This window comes from Pseudomonas sp. GW821-FHT01E10, assembly GCF_059422365.1.
The window spans coordinates 351321-366097 of the sequence record NZ_JBWKWT010000004.1; the positions used below are offsets into that span (position 1 = coordinate 351321).

Annotated in this window: 13 protein-coding genes; 4 read left to right on the forward strand and 9 right to left on the reverse strand. The window is 55.5% G+C overall.

The genetic code is table 11. The annotated features are described in order from the left end of the window. The first annotated feature begins 4 nt into the window (after positions 1-4). Positions 5-4864 carry an RHS repeat-associated core domain-containing protein gene (locus AC07V0_RS10600; RefSeq protein ID WP_086945780.1) on the forward strand — a complete coding sequence of 1620 codons (4860 nt, stop codon included), beginning with the start codon at positions 5-7 and terminating at the stop codon, positions 4862-4864. 2 nt (positions 4865-4866) lie between these two features. Beyond that, the gene (locus AC07V0_RS10605; RefSeq protein ID WP_086945781.1) at positions 4867-5256 is read left to right on the forward strand and encodes a hypothetical protein; all 390 of its coding nucleotides are present in this window, start codon (positions 4867-4869) and stop codon (positions 5254-5256) included. Between the two features lie 599 nt (positions 5257-5855). Here AC07V0_RS10605 and AC07V0_RS10610 read toward each other — a convergent pair. The 7 genes from AC07V0_RS10610 to AC07V0_RS10640 form a co-directional block, all read right to left on the reverse strand. Further along, the gene (locus AC07V0_RS10610; protein ID WP_018925239.1) at positions 5856-6071 is read right to left on the reverse strand and encodes a hypothetical protein; all 216 of its coding nucleotides are present in this window, start codon (positions 6069-6071) and stop codon (positions 5856-5858) included. Positions 6072-6173: 102 nt separating this feature from the next. After that, positions 6174-6344, reverse strand: a complete 171-nt coding sequence (locus tag AC07V0_RS10615; protein ID WP_018925238.1) for a hypothetical protein — start codon at positions 6342-6344, stop codon at positions 6174-6176. A 128-nt stretch (positions 6345-6472) separates the two neighbouring features. Beyond that, positions 6473-6898 carry a glycine zipper domain-containing protein gene (locus tag AC07V0_RS10620; RefSeq protein WP_026286342.1) on the reverse strand — a complete coding sequence of 142 codons (426 nt, stop codon included), beginning with the start codon at positions 6896-6898 and terminating at the stop codon, positions 6473-6475. A gap of 193 nt (positions 6899-7091) precedes the next feature. Next, positions 7092-7457, reverse strand: coding sequence for a glycine zipper domain-containing protein (locus AC07V0_RS10625; protein ID WP_019648242.1), 366 nt, complete (start codon positions 7455-7457; stop codon positions 7092-7094). Positions 7458-7804: 347 nt separating this feature from the next. Next, entirely contained in the window at positions 7805-7999 is a 195-nt protein-coding gene (locus tag AC07V0_RS10630) for a hypothetical protein (RefSeq protein ID WP_007940781.1), read from the reverse strand. A gap of 148 nt (positions 8000-8147) precedes the next feature. Beyond that, the gene (locus tag AC07V0_RS10635) at positions 8148-8468 is read right to left on the reverse strand and encodes a YbjQ family protein (protein WP_018925235.1); all 321 of its coding nucleotides are present in this window, start codon (positions 8466-8468) and stop codon (positions 8148-8150) included. A gap of 315 nt (positions 8469-8783) precedes the next feature. After that, positions 8784-8966, reverse strand: coding sequence for a hypothetical protein (locus AC07V0_RS10640; protein ID WP_007940783.1), 183 nt, complete (start codon positions 8964-8966; stop codon positions 8784-8786). A 1192-nt stretch (positions 8967-10158) separates the two neighbouring features. On the opposite strand from AC07V0_RS10640, the gene AC07V0_RS10645 reads away from it, so the two are divergent. Both AC07V0_RS10645 and AC07V0_RS10650 read left to right on the forward strand, forming a co-directional pair. Continuing rightward, complete coding sequence (locus tag AC07V0_RS10645; RefSeq protein WP_495019554.1) at positions 10159-11442, forward strand: AAA family ATPase; 1284 nt, start codon at positions 10159-10161, stop codon at positions 11440-11442. Between the two features lie 6 nt (positions 11443-11448). Next, entirely contained in the window at positions 11449-11868 is a 420-nt protein-coding gene (locus AC07V0_RS10650) for a hypothetical protein (RefSeq protein ID WP_495019555.1), read from the forward strand. A gap of 67 nt (positions 11869-11935) precedes the next feature. On the opposite strand, the gene AC07V0_RS10655 is transcribed toward AC07V0_RS10650, so the two are convergent. Then, complete coding sequence (locus AC07V0_RS10655) at positions 11936-12955, reverse strand: phage portal protein (protein WP_495019556.1); 1020 nt, start codon at positions 12953-12955, stop codon at positions 11936-11938. Continuing rightward, positions 12955-14712, reverse strand: a complete 1758-nt coding sequence (locus AC07V0_RS10660) for a terminase ATPase subunit family protein (protein ID WP_495019557.1) — start codon at positions 14710-14712, stop codon at positions 12955-12957. The genes AC07V0_RS10655 and AC07V0_RS10660 overlap by 1 nt, the downstream gene beginning before the upstream one ends. Between the last annotated feature and the right edge of the window lie 65 nt (positions 14713-14777).

Consider the following 14777-nt stretch of genomic DNA (forward strand, 5'->3'; position numbering starts at 1 on the left):
GCGAATGTTCGAACCTGACAAGGTCCTGGCCTTGAACAACGCCATCGGTCTGCTGGTGGTCGCCGCCATGAACCCCAAACAGCCGGACATCAAAGCGCTGCTCGGTGATTTCCGACTCTGCCTCAACGACTACGAGGCCTGGGCGGAAAACTTCTGGACCGGTGGCGCGCTCAACGTCGAGCAAGTGTTCAAGGTCGGCAACGAAGTCCGGCTCAGCGCACCGAAGGACTCCACCGCGCCTTTCAGTTCAACACTCGCCATGTGCCCGGCCAGCGGTCCGTTGACCCTGGTGCATATGTTTGAAGCCGCGCGTTTCGTGCCGATCGGCGATACGCCGGTGATGCTCGAACCGGTTATCTCCCAGCACAACGGTGAGCTGACGTTCGGTGAGCCCGTCCACGCAACCATCGGCCCCAGCGGCATTCTCGAAATCCCCGAATGCTGGCGCGGCCATCACTATCGCATCACCTTCTTTCCCAATGTTTCCACTGAACACGTCAAAGCACTCTACGCCTCCTATCAGGGCGTGATCGGCGAGCTGGAAGGCTGGTTGCGCAACGAATGGAGGAGCGAATTCGAGCCTTTATGGGCAGATTTTTCCAAAGCTGGTTTCACTCAACGCTACGGCCTGCTGCAACAGGCTGACTGGCACAGTTTCGAGCGTTCGCTGCACGGCTTGTGGGATGACGTGAAGCAGGTCTACGCCCTGGTGGCGGACCTGCAAGGCAGCAGCGAAAAACTCCTTGAGTACCTGACACAAGGCGAGCTTGAGACGCTGCTGAACGCTTCGGCTGAAACCATTGCCAATGTGTTGCTGATGCTGAGCGATGAGCCGTTGATGTTCATCCATCTCGCAGCCTTCACCAGTTGGCTGAGGATGTTGCCGCCGCAGTACATCGCCGAAGTCGTGGCACAAGTTCGTACGGAAATATTAATCAGCTTCCTGCTGGTGCGTCTCACAGGTCCTACGGGCCTGAAGCTCGGCATGAGCGCCAAAGTGCTGGACAAGATCAAGTCCCATCGGGCTCGACAATGGTTGGCGACTGCCAGTTTGCGACTGGCCGAACTGACGGCCAAATCCGACCTGACAGCCCACGCTGGTGTCCTCAAACCGCTCGTGGTCAGTGCGCGCAATGCACCGCTGAAACCTGCACCGACGGTTCCACTGCAGATCAGCGCCGGCAACTCACCGGTTGTGCAGGTGAACAATCCACTCGCCATTGCCCGCGACAAGTCTGCAGCCAAGACCCGGCTGGGCCGTCACGAACCCCACGACGATGCACCGAATCAAGCGAAAAACCCCAATGGCGACAGCGCCGATTGCTCGGCACTGACCTGCACCAACGGCTGCCCTGTGTCGATGGTCAGCGGCGAAGAACTGCTGACCCTGACCGACGGTGCGCTGGACGGGCTGCTGCCGTTTGCCTTCACCCGGTTGTACCGCACCAGCGCGGTGGAAATCGATTGCGGGCTGGGCTGGGGCTGGAGCCATTCGCTGGCGCAGCGGTTGGAGCTGGGCGTTGAACAGGTCGTCTGGATCGACCATGAAAACCGTCGCACCACGTTCCCGCTGCCGAGCAACGAACGCCCAGCGATCCACAACAGCCTGTCGCGCGCGGCGATTTATCTCGGTGATGACCCCGAGGAACTGATCCTCGCGCTGGCCGGCGAGACGAGTCGGTTCTACCACTTTCACAACGGTCGACTGACGGCGATCAGTGACGCCTACAACAACCGCCTGCGCATCACCCGCGACCGACAGGAGCGTATTCAACGCCTCGACAACGGTGCCGGTCGTTCGCTGCTGTTGTGCTACGAGCGCAGGCACCTCATCGCCGTCGAATACCAGTCGTTTCACCCCAGCGATGACTTGGGTGAAGCCTGGCGTACAGAGCAAACACTGGCTTTCTACCGCTATGACGCCCGCCAGCGCTTGATCGAAGCGATCAATGCTGCTGGGGAAAGCGAGCGTTACGACTACGACGACCACCATGTAATTTTGCAGCGACAACTGACCGGTGGCGCGAGTTTCTTCTGGGAGTGGGAACGGTCTGGCAAGTCGGCGCGCTGCGTGCGGCATTGGGCGTCGTTTGCGCAGATGGACACGCGCTATGTCTGGGATGACCAGGGCCGCGTCACCGTCCGGAACATCGACGGCAGCGAAGAGGTTTACGTCCACGACGACCGGGCGCGACTGGTGCGCCGGGTCGGGCTGGACGGCGGCGAACAGCTCAAGGCCTATGACGAGCAGGGCCGATTGGTGGCCGAACAGGATCCGCTCGGCGCCGTCACCGAATACCGTTACGACGACGTCGGACGCTTGGTCGCGCTGATTCCGCCGCAAGACGAGCCGACGTCCTACGAGTATCGCAACGGTTTCCTGCATGCGCGCTATCGCGGTCAGGCGGTGTGGAAATACCAGCGCAATGCCCAGGGCGATGTCACCGAGGCGACCGATCCCGACGGTCAGGTCACCCATTACCACTACGACCCTCAGGGCCGGTTGCTGTCGGTCCGCTACCCGGACACCAGTCGGCATGTCTTTGTCTGGAATGCCTTGGGCCAGTTGCTCGAAGAGACCTTGCCGGACGGTGGGCAGCGGCGCTTTTCCTACGATGCGCTGGGACGGCAGACGACTCGTCAGGACGAACACGGTGCGCTTACCCAGTACCAATGGGACGCCATTGGCCGACTGGTCCAGACAACATTCCCTACCGGCGCCACCCGTGGGTTCAGTTACAACGCCTACGGCAAGATCACCGCCGAACGCGATGAACTGGGCCGCATCACCCGCTATGAATACGTCGACGACCTGCACCTGGTCAGCCGCCGGATCAATCCCGACGGCACCCAGCTCAAGTACCGCTATGACAATGCGCAGCTGCTGCTGACGGAAATCGAGAACGAATCCGGCGAACACTATCGGCTGGACTACACGCCCAGCGGCCTGATCCGACAGGAAACCGGCTTCGACGGCCGTCGTACCGCGTACGCCTACGATCTCAATGGGCACCTGCTGGAGAAAACCGAGTTCGGCGATGACGGCTCGCAGCTGGTGACGGCTTACAAGCGGGATTCGGCCGGGCGCTTGCTGGTCAAGACCTTGCCCGACGGCATCCAGGTCGAATACCGCTACGACTCGCTGGGCCGGCTGACCCGCGTCGACGACGGCCACGATCACCCGCTGGAGTTCGAGTACGACCAGCAGGACCGGCTGATCACCGAGCACCAAGGCTGGGGCACGTTGCATTATGGCTACGATGCCTGCGGCCAGCTCAACCGCCTGCGCCTGCCGGACGGCAGCAAACTCGACTACCGCCACGCCAAGGGCGGTGCGCTGACGGCCATTGACCTCAATGGCGCACGACTGACCTCGCATACGTTCCTCGCCGGTCGCGAACAAAACCGCCAACAGGGCCTGCTGCTCAGTGAATATGCCTACGACGAACAGCGCCGTCTGAAGGCCCACGCTGTCGGCCAGCACCAACATCCGCTCTACCGACGCGACTATGCCTATAGCCTCAATGGCAATCTCGACAGCATCGCCGACACCCGCCATGGCCAGCGCAGCTATCAGTACGACCCGCTCAATCGACTGATCCGCGTGCGCCACTCCCGCGACCAACAGCCGGAAAGCTACGCCCACGACCCAGCCGGCAACCTGCTGATGCAGGACCGCCCCGGCCCGACGACCGTCAAAGGCAATCGCCTGTTGATGCAAGGCGATCGCCACTTCGACTACGACACCTTCGGCAACCTGATCCGCGAGCGCCGTGGCACCGGGCAGAAACTGGTCACCGAATACCGCTACGACTGCCAGCATCGGCTGGTCGGCGTCACTACGCCGGACGGTCGTTGTTCAAGTTATCGCTACGACGCCTTCGGCCGCCGCATCGCCAAAACCGTCGACGGCAAAACCATCGAGTTTTTCTGGCAAGGCGACCACCTCATCGCCGAACACAGCCAGGACCACCATCGCAGCTACGTCTACGAACCCGGCACCTTCCGCCCGCTGGCCATGCTCGACGGCAAAGGCCCGCGTAAGGCTTGTCCCTTCTACTACCAGCTCGACCACCTCGGCACCCCGCAAGAACTCACGGACTACAGTGGCGACATCATCTGGGCCGCCCGATACACCGCCTATGGCCGCCTCACCCGCCTCAACCGCGACACCCACCAGGTCTTCGATCAACCGCTGCGCTTTCAAGGGCAGTATTACGACGCGGAAACCGGCCTGCATTACAACCGGCATCGCTACTACAATCCGGATATCGGGCGGTACCTGACGCCGGACCCGAGCAAGTTGGCGGGCGGGTTAAACGGCTATCAGTACACGCGCAATCCGGCGGGTTGGGTTGATCCGTTGGGGTTGAATGAGTGCCCTGGGGGGGATGGGTGTAGGCCGGCGGACGGGATTAAAGACCCGACGGTAGACGCCAGAGCTGCTCTGGGAGAGCCCGGTCTCCCTACCCCAAGAAATCGGTATTTGTACCGTGGAGACTCGCGAGAATCTTGGGAGATTTTTGAAGCTGGGTTTGAGCCCTTGGGTGATAGTACTGATCTCTACCTGCATGCTCTGGACAACAGAAGCCCTCCCAGCCTATTTGTCAGCACTACAACATCCGAAAAGGAAGCAATAAAGTTCGCTACAGGCTACGGATATGAAGCCGGATTTATTTACGTGATAAAGAATATTCGCGGAATAGATGTGAATAAGAAACTCGGCATGATGTCCCCTCATAGGGGTGAGGTTGAAATTGCTTTTCCGGGTGGAATTGACACCCGAGACATTATCGGCGTTACCCCCGTCAACGCCGATGGTAGCTATGTGGGCTACTCAACCCCCAACCCAAACAGGAAGTGACCATGAAAATAGTAGAAGTATCTATATACACCCAAGGTATCACTGAGAAAGTTTTGATCGAATGCGATCGGCAAAAATCGGCACTAACTTTCACTATGAAAAACGGTGTAAAAAAAACATACATAGCCCCTGATCTTTACTTATGCCTTGGTCTGTTACGAGCCGACTTCCCTGAAACAAAATTTCTGTGTAAAGGCTCAAAACTTAACGTTCACCCCTCGCGTATGTCATCACAAATGTCTGGTGGAGTCGTAGCGTATGAACTTCACATGGGAAAACCAACCGAAACTGAAGACGTAGTCAACATCTTCGATTACGAAGAAAACGACATCACACATGACATTCAACAACAAAAGGATTTCTACAAACATTGGCTCGAATCATTAGCATAATAAACCCGATACATACACATCTAGATTTCCGAGCTTTGAAGTTAGGCACTAGCATGGGGGCTAGGGGGTCGTAAAAACCAACTCATATGAAAAGCCCATCTGGTTGCTGGGCTTCGATATCTACTCGACCTTAATCTAACCACAAGTTCTACCATCTTCCCCACTGTCGGAACTTTCCGAGCGTCCACTTTGCCCAGAACCACCTGATCCTCCAGACCCACTTCCAGAACCACTCCCCATCGAACTTCCACCACTCACCGACCCGCTGCCCTTCCCCGGGTCGATGCTACTCCCGTTGGCATCACCACCTTTGCCACCACCAATGGTGTCCGGTGGCAGCGCCTTCCCATCCGAGGTACCCGCATTCATTTCCGAATAAGGCGGCATCCCGCCCTTGTCGACCGGCGCATCGCGACCGGTAGATTCAGCAAACGCCGCCAATGAACTGATCGACAATAAGCCGACTATCGTAAGCGCCATCCATTTTGACCTGATCATGGTGCATCTCCTTTAAAGAGTGCTTTACCTGATCTCTGGTGGTGATCGCTTTTTAAAGGAGCCGCACAATCGACAATCGGCGATGCACCACCTCACAGGTTTCAGCTCGGTTCGCCCGAGGCGTCATCGCCGGCGATGTCCGGGTCTTCCGGGTCGGCTTCCACATTACCCCGCCTCACATCATCGGCGGGCACCTGTTCCACAGCGGTGTCGTCATCGTCGGGCGGGCGCTGGTCGCGGCGCAGCGAATTGGTGGGCGAAGGCAGCGGATATTCGGGGGTATCGTCGATATCGGAGTCTTTCGGATCAGCGTTCATAACGCACCTCTCAATGGACCTGAAAAGCAGATCCTTGCCTTTCGAGGCCAACACGACAGACACGGTTCGATCAGAGGGATCGAGGTCGGCCCGACCGCAAAATCACTCGTCGTCTTCCTCGTCATACTCATCATTCTCCAGATTGCCCACATCGCCTGCGTCATCGGCATCGTTGAGCGGTACCGTGGCGTCGTCCATCAGAGACCCCGGATCTTCGTTGCCAGGATCGTTGATCGGGCCTTCTTCTTCCTTGTCTTCGGTTTCCGGACTCATGGGCATGCCTCACAACGTTCAGAGTTATATAAAGTTCGAGAGGTCCTACGGCAAATCGTTCCAGCGTCCTATCGATAGAAACGAAAAACCCGGCACTCGGCCGGGTTTTACTTTAACTCGATATCGAGTTAGTGATTCTTGTACTTATTTTTATGCTTGTGTTTGTAGTAGCCGCCACCGGAATGCGAACTGCCGCGGTCATCACCCATGTTGCTGCCCACCGCGCCACCGGCTGCGCCGCCCAGGCCTGCGCCAATGGCCGAACCCGTGGAGCCACCCAGGCTGTTGCCGATCACCGAACCACCCGCCGCGCCGAGACCACCGCCGACGGCCGCTTCTGTGCGACTGCCCTTGCGCGCACCGACCGCACTGCCTGCCGCACCGCCGACGCCAGCGCCCACCGCGGCCCCGGTGCTGCCGCCCAACTGCCCGCCGACTACGTTGCCCAACACACCGCCAAGACCACCGCCGACTGCGGCGTCACCGTTGCCGCCCGCCATTGCGCCCTGAGCGACCAAAAGCCCCAAAAACACCGTGGACAATGTCAAACGCATGAAACGCATGATATGCACCTCTAATTTCCGCATTGGGGGGAAGAACGTGCCGCGGATAGGCATCAGCCTGCATCTGGGTCTGTTATACAGAAAACCAATACCGACTGTATGAGATTTGAGCCACATGATGCAGAAACGTTCCAAAACGAAAAAGCCCGGCATTAAGCCGGGCTTTTTCAGCTGACCTTCAGGATCAATGACGCTTTTTGGACAGGTTGCTGCCTACGCCGCCGCCCAATGCGCCACCCAGGCCTGCGCCGATGGTGGAGCCGTTCTTGCCGCCCAGGCTGTTACCGATTATCGAACCGCCCGCCGCGCCAACACCGCCGCCGATGGCCGCTTTGGTGCGGCTGCCTTTACGTGCGGCAACAGCGCTGCCGGCTGCACCCGCTACGCCAGCACCAATCGCTGCGCCAGTGCTGCCGCCCATTTTTTGGCCAACCACGTTACCCAACGCACCACCCAGACCACCACCGAGCGCGGCCGTGCCGTCGCCGGCAGCCATCGCACCTTGAGCAACCAAAAGGCCCAGAACCAGAGCAGGCAGTGTCAAACGCATAACAAGAACCTCAAAAAAAGGGGAACCGAAAGGCCGGAGATTGAATGCTTTAGCGGAGGGAAAGTCCAGACACAAAACCAGAACAACCTCGCCAATGGCGACGGTTGGACAGCGTTTATGCAAAAGGTTTTATGACAGGCAAAAAAAAGCCCGCTGGGGAGACGGGCCAGGGTACTGCTTTCTAACGGATGAGCTGAGCCTACGGAGGCCGGTGTGAAAAGTTTGTGAAAAAAATACCAGTGCTCGCAAAGTTGTAGGACATTTCTCAGCATTGCCACCGAGCCACGTTTCCCGCCCTTCAGAAACAAGAAACCCCGCTCAATGGCGGGGTTCGTGCTGTGATCGGTTTACTTCCTGGAGGGCGCCCCCAGCTTGGGCATAAATTTCGATTTCGGCCCTCGGGTCCGAGGCACTGCAGATTTGATTTTGTTGATTTTGATACGGTCTTCGCCGAAGCTCGGCACATAGTCCGTCTGACCACACTGCACGCAATCATTGATTGGAAACTCTGCACCGTCGTCTTCGATATACGGCTCAGCCATATCTTCGCTCCTCTCAAAACGGGTCGATACCGGCAAGCCCTTTTTGCCTGAAAAATATCGACCACCCTGGTTTTTGAGACTAGCCGGTCATTCCCAGACTTGTGATTCAGATCGTTACATGCCCGACGAATGGCCAGTACCGAGCAACCTACCTCAGCTTGACCGCCGTCCCGGTCACAAACACCACCACCATCCCACCCTTGCCGGCAGGCATACTGATCTCATAATCGAGCCCCACCACCGCATCCGCCTGAAGCACCCGCGCCCGCTCCTTGATCTCCTCGGTCGCCTGAACCCGCGCCTCCTTCAATGCCCGCTCCAACGTCTGAGAACGCCCACCAAAAAAATCCCGCATCCCGGCGAACATATCGCGAATCACGTTAACGCCCTGCACCGACTCGGCGCTGACGATGTCCAGGTAGGCGGTGATTTGCCGACCTTCGATGGTGTGGGTTGTGGTGGTGATCATGAGATGTCCTTCTTCATAGAAGCGCGCATTATTCCTCGGTAGCCAGGTGATGAAAACAAAAAGCCCGGAACTGGATTACCCCCAGTAATGGTTGAGTAATACCAACTCGAATGCCGCTACAAGCACCATAAAGAACACGAACCTTCGTGAAAATACCCGCCTGGGGCGTGATGGCGTCCAATCGGATACCTGGCACAGCGCACTGATGAAATCGAGTAAATCGCTCATGAATCCCTTCATACACAAAAAACTCGCACCGAACGGATCGCTAGGCGAGGTGAATCAGCCTTTCACGGCATCGAAAGAATCAGGGGGTCAGAGCAGCTTGATCAACACCGCAGTAACAGTCGCCACCGTACCGATCAAGCCAGTCGCAACAGCTACCGGGTACCAAAAAGTTTCACGGGTCATCTTGCCCGCTTCGGCATTCAGCTTGCGCTGCTCAGCCATCAGCTTGACGATTTCCACGTGAACCTTCTCCAACTCCGCCTGCTTCATGGTGAATTCCTGCATAACCTGCGTGCGTCCGTTCCGGATAATGGGGCGCGTCGTGTGCACTGCCCTTTGGGTCATTTTGTACCTTAAAGGCGCAAAACGAATACCCCCTCCCGATGCAGCTCATGCGAGGTGCCAAAACCTATGAAAGCCCCCAAACCATATGGCTTTCCAGCATTGCTTCCCACACGCCTATCCATCGTCCTACATCAATTTCGGAAGCGCCTTCGCTGATACCGCCATGCATAAAATCCAGACGCCAGAAACCACAAAACCCCTGACTTCTCTCGAAATCAGGGGTTTTGTGTATATCGAATTTGGCGGTGAAGGAGAGATTCGAAACCACCCGATTGCGTTTTCCGCAGAGTGAGGCCCCGGTTTATAAGGGTTTCAGGGCGATAGTTAGCGCGCAAGAGTTCCCATGGCAGTCCCATGGAATCTGTGCGGCAACAGGAAGCGAGCTGGCGTATAGGGCTTTATGCGTTTTTCGGGAACGGCGTCGGAAATGAGTAATTTTGGTAACTCGATCCTCTGGTCTGCCTGAGAGGCTTGATTTCACTGGCCTGTAAGGGATTGGTGCAAGGTAATTTTTAAGTAATGTAGAAGTAAGGTAATTACCTTTTAAGGAAGTAATTTTTCTTTTTACTCATCTCTTATAAATCAATCACTTACGACCACATTACCTTTTTCCTTACTCAAAATTACTTTCCGAGGTAATCCACCAAAGCCAATGAATACGGGGCTTTTGGCGGTGTGACAGCTTCGGAATTACCACCTTACTTTTTTCCGACTGCGCTCCTGAAAATCGGTGTCGGATGGTTACTCGCACCTGGCGACAAGCCACGTCTGGGGAACACACCGTGAGCCCCTACCCTTCGCAGGGATTCGCAGGTTTTTTGCCCTCCACGATCATCACGGCAACGCCCAGCCTTAGCTGCGGTCAGCCATGTGCAGGGCTGCGGAAAAAAAGACCCATCTAGACCGGAGGCGAGGTGGGGGGACGACGGCGCGCGCCAGGTGCAGATCAAGGAGCCCTCCTTTTTTAGAAGGGTAAATAAAATCCGAACCTCGGTTTTAGTGGTAAGCGATTGGTGGTTGGTACCCAACAAAAATTTGCGCTAGCCGCTAGCCAAGTGATGGCAATTCGCCTAGGCGCCCTATATGATTCGATTATTTTGGCAAGGGAGATTCGTTGATGGAACAGCTGATAATTGAAAATTTCCTCTCAATAAAATTTGCAACAATTGAGCTAAAAAAAATCAATATTTTTATTGGCCCTCAAGCCAAAGGCAAAAGTCTAATATCCAAACTAATACACTTCTGCAAAGAAGTTCCTTTTGGCATATTCGAGGCGGCTTCGGAGGAAAAAAGCAAAAGGGAGTTTGATAAAGATCTACGAACAAGATTTGAAAGCATCTTCCCTAGCTACGCGTGGGAAAAAAATGCTTTCCATGTAAGCTACACCTGCGATCAATTCGGCGTAGAAATATCTCACGAAAAAGTAAACTCAAAATATAAGCTAACAATAAAATATACAGCCCATATTACAAAAACACTAAATGCCGCTCGAAAAATACTTCAAAAGTTAGCATCAGACGACACGGAAACAAGACTAAGCACATCTCGACGCGCCAGCATAAATAGAGAAGTCCGCGAAACCATTTCATCAACATTAAATAACGGCAACCCCAGCTTAAAAATAGAGCAAGTAATTTACATACCTGCTGGCCGGTCTTTTTTTGCAAACCTGCAAAAATCCGTATTCTCCTTTCTATCCACCAGCATCCCTATCGATTACTTCCTAAAGGAGTTTGGCGCAGTATACGAACGAACAAGAGATAAAGGGTTTCTCTCATTCGTCGAACAACAGCGCCCTAAACATGCAACAAAGTTGGTCGGCGATCTTATATGCGGTAGCTACCTCTCCGACAAAGGACAAGATTGGATTTTAACGGAACACGGCCGAATAAATGTTTCCAACTCAAGTTCTGGACAACAAGAAGTTCTACCAATGGCAATGGTGTTATCGACCTGGCCATTCGCCGCTTCTACGATTTACAGGAGGAGCTTTGTTATTGAAGAACCTGAAGCACACTTATTCCCTATTGCACAAGGTCAAGTTACCTCACTGATAGCAACTGCCTATAATGCCCAAGGCAGGCAGGGCACATTTACAATCACAACGCACAGCCCGTATATACTTACAGCAATAAACAATTTGATACAGGCTGGAAATGTTGCTGCGACACCTAACGCCAACCGCTCCGCACTACATGAAATCATTCCAAAAGATCAAATTATATCTTTTAGTGACGTCTCGGCTTACATTGTTGATCGAGGCACTGTTAAATCCATCATGGATGAAGAGCTCGGCTTAATTCGGGCAGATGCTGTCGATTCTGTCTCGCAATATTTTTCAGAAAAATTTGAGCGACTAGTTGAGCTTGAACTTGAAGCCACCGATGAAAATCAGGAGTGAGCAGAGATGACAGCCGCTTGCATTGCAGACACAAACAACCCCATAGAAAAATTTGAAGAAAACAGATCTGCATTCAAAATCCATAACAAAAACAGAATAAAACTTTCGCGCAGAAAAGTTGACGGCTGCTTGATCTCAGATGGAATGAAATGCGACTGGATGCTTGTTGATGAAAAATCAAAAACAGAAATATATATAGAATTAAAGGGGTGCGACATAGAGCACGCTGTAAAACAACTCTGCAAAACAGTTGAAACACTAAGCAAGAACGCAGCAAAAAAATGGGGATATGTGATATGTACAAGATCCCCTATGAGTGCAACAGAGATTCAGAGGGCAACTAAGTCAGTTGCAAAAAGCCACGGACTTACTCTAAGAGTTCGCAAAACCATTCACGAAGAAGATATTGAGTCACTTATTCAGTAGCTCGCAACTCCGAAACACAGGGTAGGGTTTTGTAAAGCACCTAACTTCAGCTACGTCGCGTCTGAAGTTAGGGAGCAAAACCATAAGGAGCAAAAACAACCACCTCCTCTCCCATCCAATCGTTCACCTGCGTCATTCTCGATTGAATTGGCTCCAATTCATTAGCCATCCAAACTTCCGTTGCTTCTCTTATAGACCCAAACCCACCTGCATTCTGCGGCACAATCCCCATCAACTGCGGCGGTATCCGTAAGCTAGCCAGCACGTCATCACGGGTCTGATTTTTAATCGAATTAAACTCATCCTTGGCGGCCACTTCGCTGACCGGGATTAGCTGAATCCCGTCCTTTTTGCCGGTCGGCGAATAGACGAACAGATTGCGGAAGTTTCCAGGCCCCTTGGAGTCCTTTAGTGCCTTGCGCAACGCATCGATGTCAGCCTCAGTCTGCGCCGCATCCGTCATATACAGAATGAACCCGGCATGACTCCCGTTCTCGTAATACTTGCGCCGGAACAGCGTCGCCGACTCATTCAACAACGCCGACTGCAATGCGCTGATCCACTCCGGCAGCCCGTAAATCTCCTGATGCAGATCCGCCTCACGCAGATGAAAAATGCAGCCCGGGTCAAACGCATGCTCATCTTTCCACCCGCGCACCTGATAGAACTGCCCCTCCGGCCCCACGCGCATGTACTTAGCCAACGACGGCACCAATTGCCGTGTGTTGCCTAGCACTGAACGTCGAGCCTCAAGATAGCCATTACCCAAGCATAGGAAGTCTAGAGCAAACTGCTCAAACGCCGCCCGAGAGAGCAGCGGATGCGGAATAAACGTCTTGCTCAACAGGTTACGCTTAAACATCAACCCCGAATGAAGATGCACACTCGCCCTCACCGACCGGGCCAGGCCGTCCAGCGAAAGCGGCGGCTCATACCACCGCCCGTTAAACCAGCACTCCAGATAATCGAACACCTCCCGACCACCCAGCACCGGCGTCGGCTCGCCGAAGGAAAACACCTGAGTCCCGGCGGTGGTCGCGGGTGTGGTCGCGGGCAGCAGCGTCTGGTTGGCAAGTTGTTCAATCATCAGTAAATCTCCATGCGCCCGGTGTTGGCAGTGGTCTGCCCCTCAAGCGGTTCGTGGTGCAATGCGTGAAAGAGCGCCCAAGCCAGATCGGCATGACCGGTGTTGTCGTTGCGCCCTGCGGTGTAGGTGTATTGGCGGCCGCCAGCGGTGACGGTCTTGCGAATCGCCATCAACGACTGCGCCATGTCGGTCCAGCCGGCGTCGAACTCCAGCCGGCCCTTGTGGATAACGTCGTAGGCTTTGAGCACCAGCCGGGTTTTGACCTCGGGCGAGTAGCTGAAGGTGGTAACCGCCGGGAAGAATTGGCGCACCAGCTGGGCCACGCCACTGCCCAACCCGGTGACGTCGATACCTATATAGGTCACCCAGTAGCGGTCGCAGACGCTTTTGATGAATGCAGCCTGCGCGGCGAAGTCCATGCCTCGGAACTGGTGGCGTTCGAGGATGCGAAACTTACCGCCCGGCACCAGCGGCGGCGCGACCACCACCATGCCTGAGCAGTCACCGGTCTCGGCCGGGTCATAGCCGATCCAGACCTGACGGTCGCCGAACGGACGCATGGCGAAGGGTTTGTAGTCCTCAGCCCACTCAACCCAGCTGTCCACCATGCAAGACTGCAACAGGGTCAGCGGGAAGATGCTCGCGCCGTCATCAACGAACTCGCACATCAACAAGTTGGCGAACGCCTCGGGGCTGTACTCGCGGCGCAGCTCCTCGATGTCGAACAGGTCACAACCGCCGCGCTCCGCGTCCAAAATCGTGACGATCTGCCGCCACAGCCGATCCTCGCAGAATCGCCCCTGTTGGAGCGCACCATGGGACACGTCCACCTTCGTGTGCTGTGCGGCGGGCTTGCCCTTATTGAAGCGCTCGCCTGTCCAAAAGGTGTACGCCTCGTGGGCCATGCTCGACGGTGTCGAGAAGTAGGTCTTGCGCCACTTTTTGTGCATCGCCATGCCCGAGGCGACCTTGTTCAGTTCCTCAAACTTGAACGTCCAGAAGAATTCGTCGAAGTAGAAATTGCCGTGATAGCCCTGGGCGGTGCGGGCATTGGTGCCGAGGAAAAACAACTCCGCGCCGTTGGGCAGCACCATGGGATCGCCAGTCAGCTCAATGCCAATCACCTCGCGGGCGAACGCCTGAATGTAGCCGCGGAACAGGTAGGCCTGGTTCTTCGACGCTGACAGGAAAATCTGATTGCGCCCGGTGTCCAGGGCATCGATGAATGCCTCACGGGCGAAGTAGTAGGTCGCGCCGATCTGCCGGCTTTTGAGGATGACGCGGGTGCGCTGGTTGCCGGCCCGGTACCAGTCTTTTTGGTAGTCGAAGCAGCCATCAATGAATGCCTCGCGCAGCAGCTCGATCTGGTCTTCGCTGATGTCGTTCTTCGGGGTTTTCTTCTTCGGGCCTTCGTTGCGCTTGGCCAGATTAGGGTTAAGGTCAGTTTCGGTACCGCCGCCCTGAAAACGCTGGATTCGGGCCTGCCGCTCCAATTGCCGGTGCAGCAGGTCTATTTCCTTGAAGTCGCCGCTGGTCTTGCCATCCTTGAGGATCAGTTGCACCAATCGCGCTTCCAGCGCCCCGCCGATGCGCTCGACGTTGTCCGCCCGATCCCACTCGTCACGGGCCTTCCAGCTGTGTAGCGTTTTTTCCTTTTCGCCCGTAGCCTCGGCAATCTCGCAAATACGCCAACCCATCCAGTACAGGAACTTGGATTGGCGGCGGGGATCGATGGGCAGCAGTGCGGTCGTAGTCATGGCCGCGATGCTGCCGCCCATGCCTGCGACTCAATAGCACCGCCCCTTGTACCTCCCTCCTCTAC